Here is a 6,963-nt window from a genome sequence, read left to right on the forward strand (position 1 = left end):
ATCCGCTTGCCTCTATAACCAAGGCTAATCTTATTAATAATCACTTTAATTATCGATAATTTTTCATCCTGGCATCATTCATGCTGATAACTTCGAAATTACAGTTTTACAAAAAATAATAAAAATAAGGGGCAATTATGTATAAAAATAGCTGGCTGTCATGGCCACTCATTTGTATAAGCGTAGCGGCAAATGCCGAAGAACCAGGCGCAACGATTAACAAAAATGAAAACAGCACGGCAGAGTTTCCGGTCATGGAAGTGACCGTCACGCCACCAAAATCATTGTCCAAAGCGGAAAAAGAAAATATACCGGTCACGACGGAAAGTGTTACCAAGGAACAATTAACCGAAACCCACAATCTCGTCAATACCGAAGACGCCATCAAATATCTGCCCAGCATTTTAGTGCGCAAGCGTTATGTCGGCGATACCAACGCACCGGTCGGTTCGCGTACTTCAGGCACTTCGGCCAGCGCCCGCACGCTGATCTATGCCGACGGCATCCTGCTGTCGTCCTTGCTGGGCAATAACAACTCCAATACCGGATCGCCGCGCTGGAACATGGTGTCGCCAACGGAAATCGATCGTATCGATGTGATGTACGGGCCATTCTCGGCCGCCTATTCAGGCAATTCCATGGGCGGCGTCATCGATATTACCACCCGCATGCCGGATAAATTCGAGGCCAGCGGCAGCATCAACTCGTCCTGGCAGGATTACAGCCAATACGGGCATGAAGATACCTACGATTCGCAGCAGTACAATGCCAGTCTGGGCGATAGGATGGGTAATTTCTCCTGGCGTTTTGATGTCAGCCACCTGGACAGCCACAGCCAACCGATTGCCTATGCCACGGCTACCAGAGCTACGGGCAGTGTAGCCGGCCTGCCGGTGATAACAGGCGCTGTTCCCAACAGGGATGTCAGAAACAATCCACGCGTGGTATTAGGCGAAACCAATATCAACCACACGGTTCAGGATACCTTCAAATGGAAACTGGCTTATGATTTTACCCCGGACATACGCGCCTCTTATACCCTGGGCCTATGGCAAAACGATGCCAACGGCAGGGCCAATACTTTTTTGCGCGATTCCGCCGGCAATCCGGTCTACAGTGGCAGTGTCAACATAGATGGGCAGCGATACAATATCGGTGCGGCATCACTGGCCAACAATCTTGTTGATCAAATGCACTGGTCGCATGGCATGTCGATCAGGTCCGACACCGGCGGCCTGTTCGATTGGGATCTGAACGCCAGTCTGGTGACGTATGGCAAGGATACCCAGCGTTCGCCGCTTACCGCGCAAAACGTAGTCTCAGGCGTAGCCACGGCGCCGCCCGACGGCGCGGGGCAAAAAACCCAATTGACCGATACCGGCTGGCACACCGTGGATGCCAGGGGCATCTGGCGGCCTGATACCGCTTGGGGCGCGCATGAAGTGAGCTTGGGCTATCATCATGATCTTTATGAGCTGTACAACCCCGTGTATAACACCAGCGAGTGGAAAAGCGGCGCTAACGGCAGTTTGCGAGGCAACTCGGAAGGCAAAACCGAAACCAATGCCGTCTGGCTGCAGGATGTCTGGGATTTTAATCCGGAATGGCGCATGACCCTGGGCGGCAGACTTGAAAATTGGAATGCCTATGATGGCTTGAATGCAACAGTCGATGACGGCAACCTGGTGACCATTCAGCAGGACAACCGCAGCGATCTGCTGTTTTCGCCCAAGGCCGCATTGAGATGGCAGCCGAACGATCGCTGGCAGGCCACGGCAGCCATCGGCCAGGCCTACCGCTTTCCGACGGTAACGGAGCTGTATCAAATAACGCCCGCGGCGGTCAATATCCAGACCGGGCTTACCGAGTCCGTCATCAATGCCAACGCCGGTCTGAAACCGGAGGAGGCCTTGTCATCGGAGCTTGCGGCGACCTACTTTATGGATGAAGGCCGACTGCGGCTTAGCCTGTTCCATGAGCGGGTCCGCGACGCCATTTTCAGCCAGCCGAGCACCCTATACAGAAAGATTGACGGCACTGCCATTAACACCGTGCAGAACGTCGATGAAATCAATACGTTCGGCATCGAGTTGGCGGGAGAAATGCAAAATGTCGGCATAGCGGGGCTGGATATTTCCGGCAGCGCGACCTGGGCCGATTCCAGAATCACCGAAAATGACGCCAATCCCGCGACCATCGATAAACGTCAGCCCAGAGTCCCGGAATGGCGGGCGACCGGCACCATAACCTATCATCCGATTGAGAAACTGAGCACGTCGGTAAGCGGGCGCTACAGCAGCGTGCAATACGGCCAGCTGGATAACAGCGACGTCAATCACGCCACATATTTTGGCTTGACCGATTTCTTCGTCGTCGATTTGCGGGCACGCTATGAGTTGACCAAGCAGGTCAGCATTGCGGCGGGGATCGATAATGTCAATAACGACAATTACTGGATATTCCATCCCTTTCCCCAGCGCACTTACTTTGCCGAGCTGAAATACGCTTACTAGGGATGCAGGTCGAGGACCATTGTATTAATTAAACTGTGTTATTTAACGCGCTGATTGTGGCAAATAACCTATTTTGGCGAACTTCTAACCTCTAGCGCTAGCGTTAATTTCCTACTAATAGAGTCAGGTAAGTTCATAGTTATCAAACATTAAGAATCAAGGCTAAAAAAATGGCATATATGCTGCTTGAATTTGGCATACCCTGTTCATACATCGCCGGATAAGAAAAAATGAAAAAAGGCATATTTATATTAGGAATAAGTTATTTAAGCAGTCCCATGGCTGCGGAACCTCCAAAAAACGATACTGGGGAACCCTATCAAGGTGAAGATATGGTGATCACTGCCCCCGTGCAGCAGTCATTGTTCCCAACAACGACTCAGGCCACGCCTTCATATAGCACTACCGCGGAAGAAATTGAAACACGGGTTAATGCGACCACTGTCGAGGATACGGTCAGATACGCGCCCGGCGTGTTGATTCGTAAGCGCTTCATCGGGGACCCGAACGGCACCATGGGTATACGCGCATCGAATTCGTTCCAGACGACACATTCATCGGTTTACGCCGACGGCATGCCGCTGCACAACCCGGTACAAACCAGGTATAACGGTGCGCCCCGATGGTCGATGGTCGCTCCGAGCGAGGTCGAATCGGTGGAAGTGCTGTATGGACCGTTTTCCGCGCAATACGGCGGCGCTTCGTTCGGTGGCGTGGTCAATCTGAATACCCGGATGCCGGAACAGTTTGAAGCCCATATGGATGCGATGGGGATCTTCCAGGACATGCACCGCGGCGGCCGCAATGAACTGCTGACCGGATACAAGACCAATATTTCAGCAGGTAACCGTTTCGACAAGTTCAGCATTTTCGGCTCTTACAACCGCTTTGAGAATGAAGGGCAACCGCAGTCGCCCCGTACCAACCGTGTCTCGAGCGGTACTGCTGGGATCGCCGCGGCCGGCGGGCTGTTTGAAAACCAGCCTACGGGCGCGCCCGGTATCTGGTATGGCGATGACGGCATAGCGCAGCAAGCCACTGACCTGTTCAAGCTTAAAATGGGCTACGATTTTACTGACGATTTGAAAGGTTTGTTCACGATCGCCTATGAGCAACGGTTTGGCGAAACGGATGACCCGTTAAGCCTGTTGAAAGACGCCTCAGGCAATACGTTATGGGGCGGGGGGACAACGGCAGGGTTATCAAGTAATAGCCTGGCTAATGGCGGCGTTTTCACTCAAAACGGAAGAACATTTACCGTGCCAGGTTCGGCTTTTTCAGTCGGTGAGTCGGAGCGAAATACCTTAAACTACGGCCTCAATCTGAAAGGCAAAATCTCCGAGGACTGGAGCATCGATACCACAGCCAGTTATTACGACGCCTTTAAAGACCGGTCCGTCAGTTCCAACCTGAACCCCAATCATCCGTTAAACCAAAACAAAGGTCTGGTAACCGATACTGATATCTGGTGGGCGGCCTATGACCTGAAACTGGCCACCGACAACTTTCTGGGCCGCGATGATCTGTCGTTCATGGCCGGCTATCAGTTCAATCACGCTCACCTGAATATCGATGTCTTTAACAGCAACAATTATCTGCAGCAAAGTAAAGACAGCCACCGTTCCGACAGCGGCGGCGAAACACAGACCAATAGTGCTTTTTCACAACTGGAATGGCGCTTTCTGCCGGACTGGAGCATCATGGCCGGGGCTCGATTCGACCACTGGCAATCCATCAATGGCCATGTCCGCGATTTTTCGAAAAACGATATTCAAAATTATGCCGACCGCGACGCTTCCCGGGTTTCCCCCAAGGCTTCATTGGAGTATTCACCGAATGCCTGGACATTCCGCTACTCGTTTTCCAAGGCCTACCGTTTCCCGATTGCCGAAGAGCTGTTCGCCAGCGTATCCAGGCTTAATAATCAAAGCATCTCCGCGCCGGATCTGGGGCCGGAAAACGGTTATTTCCATAACTTCATGACCCAGTACGATATTCCCCGGGGATACATCCGCGCCAATTTCTTTTATGACCAGATCAATAATGAAATTGCCTACACGATACAGAACTTCGGATCGGATAGCGTCACGACGTTCCTGCCCATCGAGCAAACCGAAGCTATTGGCGTGGATTTGACCTTTTTGCAGAACGAAATCTTCGATCTGCCTTTGGACTTGATGCTGAACGGTACCTACATCGACAAGCAGATCACCAAAAACTCAAGAAATACGGATCTGGTCGGCAGCCAATGGGACCGCATCCCCAAACTGCAGGCGAACGCGTCGCTAACTTATCATATAATGCCGGCGTGGGATTCGTCGGTCAGCGTGCGTTACCGCAGCGATTCCTTCCAACAACTGGATAATTCGGATACGGAGGCCAACGTATTCGGCGGCACCGATGAGTCGACATTTGTCGATCTTAGAACCAATTACCGGCTGAATCTGCATCCAAAACTGAAGAGTACGCTGTCGGCGGGGATCGATAATCTCTTTGATGTCAATGCTTATGAAAATCATCCCTATCCGCAACGAACTTTTTTTGTTAAGGCCGCTCTGGACTATTGAGACCGACTGCCAAAACGTTCCGGCAACGCAGGGATGCGCTGCCGAATCGGGATTTGATTTTTCTTTGGATGAGATGACTTAGTGAAGTGGCTTGGCAACAAAACCAGCCAATCCAGTAATGAATCTTTATAATGCGAATTCTTTCTTTTTATTTTTGCTCTTTATATCAATTGCCTATGAAAACGCTTACTTCTTGCCTTGTTCTTGTTCTATTCACGGCTTCGGGATGCGCAACCGACATGACGGCCGATCACGCCGGCGATAGCACGCAAAAGTCCGTGCAAGGGCATGCGGAAAAACAGACAGCCTGTACCGATTCCGATGCGCTGCCTTCCAGTCAGTGCGCCAATACGGTCACGGCCACTTTCGACAATAAGGGCGTGTTATGGATTACCTGGGCGAACAATGATCATCTTTATGTACAGTCATCCCTGGATAACGGCGTAAGTTTTTCTTCCCCTACGCTTGTCAACGCCGATCCTGAACCGGTCATCGCCAAGGGCGAATACCGTCCAAAAATAAAATTGGATGCGCAGGGTAACATTTATCTTACCTGGACGAACAAACTGGACAAGCCCCATAGTGGAAATATCCGTTTTAGCCGCTCTATCGATGGCGGCAAACATTTTTCTGAGCCAGTGACTCTAAACGACAATCTTGAGATCATCAGTCATCGTTTTGATAGTCTGGCTGTCGGCAAAAACGGAGAGATTCTTGTCGCCTGGCTGGATGCCCGAGACGGCCAGACGGCCAAAAAGGCAGGGCAGACGTTTGAGGGGTCGTCCTTGTACTACACCTGGTCTGATGACGGCGGCAAGCATTTTTATCCCAACAAAAGAATCGCCGCGCATACTTGTCAATGCTGTCGACTGGATACCGCCATTAACAATGCCAACCTGCCCGTTATCGTCTGGCGGCATATTTTTGAAGGCGGCATCCGCGACCACGGCATCAATCGATTTACAGACTGGAGCACACCGGGCGATATCCAGCACTTAGGTCATGAGAACTGGAAGATAGATGCCTGTCCTCACCATGGCCCCGGGCTTTCCATTTCCGATACCGATAGCTATCACGCCGTATGGTTTAGCAATTCCGACACTCAGCAGGGCCTGTTTTATGCGTATTCAAACGACGCCGGCGAGCATTTTTCCGAGCCGCTTAACTTTGGCAATGACGGCGCCAGCCATCCGCATGTCCTGGCAGTAGGCGATCGCGTGATGATCGTGTGGCAGGAGTTTGACGGCAGCCATAACCTGATTCAGCTAATGAAATCCGTTGATGCCGGGAAAAGCTGGACCAAGCCCGAAGTGATCGCGCAAACAACCGAAATGATTGATGAACCTTTTCTGATCAGTGACGGGCGGAAGTTTTATCTTTCCTGGCATCCTCAACAGCAAACCTATCATTTAAAACCAATTGATGAATAAAGAGCCCCACACCATCTAAGAGATCCGCATTGGCCGCAAACGCGGCACTTTGATGCTTTTTATTTGTTAATACGATCATTTGGACTATCTATGCTTATTTCTTGCCGACCCCCTTCCTGCCTGGCCGCGGCTATGCTGGCGCTATGCGCGCTGGCCGCGCCCGGCCAGGCCGTCAGCGCAGCGGGCGCCGCGAGCACCGCACCCCAGGCCGAGGCGCCCGGCGCCCCGGACAACCCGTTGCTGGCCCAATACCGCGCCGTGTCCCGGCAAACGGCGGCCTTGACGATTTACAACCGGCATCTGCAGGACCTGCTCGCCTCGCAAGCGCAGGAAAAAACCTCGCTGGAACAACAACTGAAGGACATCGAGGTGACCAAGCAGGAGATTGTGCCGCTGATCCTGCACATGCTCGACAGTCTGGAGCAGTTCGTGCGCATGGACCTGCCTTTCCTG

General features: G+C 52.0%; 4 protein-coding genes. All 4 read left to right on the forward strand.

What is annotated here, in order from left to right; all coding sequences use genetic code 11:
* Positions 1 to 137: 137 nt before the first annotated feature.
* Positions 138 to 2,513, forward strand: a complete 2,376-nt coding sequence (locus tag EK22_RS18920) for a TonB-dependent receptor (RefSeq protein WP_036253539.1) — start codon at positions 138 to 140, stop codon at positions 2,511 to 2,513.
* Positions 2,514 to 2,791: 278 nt separating this feature from the next.
* On the forward strand, positions 2,792 to 5,080 hold the full coding sequence (locus tag EK22_RS18925) for a TonB-dependent receptor (protein ID WP_235209452.1): 2,289 nt from the start codon (positions 2,792 to 2,794) through the stop codon (positions 5,078 to 5,080).
* Positions 5,081 to 5,319: 239 nt separating this feature from the next.
* A complete protein-coding gene (locus EK22_RS18930) occupies positions 5,320 to 6,510 on the forward strand; it encodes a sialidase family protein (protein WP_036253545.1) in 1,191 nt (396 codons plus the stop codon).
* A gap of 90 nt (positions 6,511 to 6,600) precedes the next feature.
* Positions 6,601 to 6,963: DUF3450 family protein (locus EK22_RS18935; protein WP_235209453.1), on the forward strand; the 363-nt coding region annotated here is incomplete at its 3' end.

Source organism: Methylobacter sp. BBA5.1 (genome assembly GCF_000746145.1).
GTDB classification, from domain to species: domain Bacteria; phylum Pseudomonadota; class Gammaproteobacteria; order Methylococcales; family Methylomonadaceae; genus Methylobacter; species Methylobacter marinus.

Bases quoted from the DNA above. Each gene is read 5' to 3' on its own strand.
- EK22_RS18920 (WP_036253539.1), top strand. From the start codon at position 138: ATGTATAAAAATAGCTGGCTGTCATGGCCACTCATTTGTATAAGCGTA.
- EK22_RS18925 (WP_235209452.1), top strand. From the start codon at position 2,792: ATGGCTGCGGAACCTCCAAAAAACGATACTGGGGAACCCTATCAAGGT.
- EK22_RS18930 (WP_036253545.1), top strand. From the start codon at position 5,320: ATGACGGCCGATCACGCCGGCGATAGCACGCAAAAGTCCGTGCAAGGG.